The sequence below is a fragment of the Marinobacter goseongensis genome, assembly GCF_023156235.1.
Lineage (GTDB): Bacteria > Pseudomonadota > Gammaproteobacteria > Pseudomonadales > Oleiphilaceae > Marinobacter > Marinobacter goseongensis.
Map to the genome: position 1 here is coordinate 1 of NZ_JAKZAI010000084.1, position 725 is coordinate 725.

The 725-nt window shown below is 50.2% G+C and carries 1 protein-coding gene and 1 pseudogene; both read left to right on the plus strand.

Going from position 1 to position 725, the window contains the following annotated elements:
• Positions 1-207: hypothetical protein (locus tag MLC70_RS18445; protein ID WP_248186011.1), on the plus strand; the 207-nt coding region annotated here is incomplete at its 5' end.
• 66 nt (positions 208-273) lie between these two features.
• A pseudogene (locus MLC70_RS18450) lies at positions 274-725 on the plus strand (TorF family putative porin); the annotation flags it as partial.

Consider the following 725-nt stretch of genomic DNA (forward strand, 5'->3'; position numbering starts at 1 on the left):
CTCACCTTTTTCGGTTTGCTTGTGTGTGTTGAAGCGCGATTAAAGTCTATTTGGCAAAGATTACAGAATGGTTACAGAGAATGCATCAAAACAGGGCGCTGGTCCGGGCCGGTGACAGGTTCTGGGGCGCTAGGTGTTGCGGTAGTTTCTCGGGGGCAAGCTCAGAATGTGCCGATTTGTCTCTATAATTATGATAAAAAAGAATAAATAAGATGTGGCAAGACTTTTGCTGATCATATTTGGAGCAATGAAACCCAACCGAAGGTATCCATTATGAAGAAGCAGTTTTTCACCAAATCCGGATTTATCAGTATCACTTTGCTTGCAGCACTTCAGGCTGCGCCCGCCATTGTTAGCGCTGACGTCAGCTCAAATGTGAGCGCCAGCAGCAACTATCTGTTCCGGGGCGTCACCCAGACAGACGGGGCTGCGGCTGTCCAGGGAGGGTTGGATTATGAGCATGCGTCGGGCTTCTACGCCGGTGGCTAGGGTTCCAATGTCGATTTTGGTGACGGCACCAGCTATGAGCTTGATCTTTATGCCGGATTCTCCGGCTCTGTGGAAGAACTGGGTTATGACGTTGGGTACATTTATTATGCGTATCCTGACGCGCCGGACTCCATTGATTTCGGCGAACTTTACGGCGAGATCAGCTATGGCATTGCTGCTGTAGGCCTAGCCTACACGATCAACAGCGACACCAGTGGTGATGGGGTGTTCGTGCA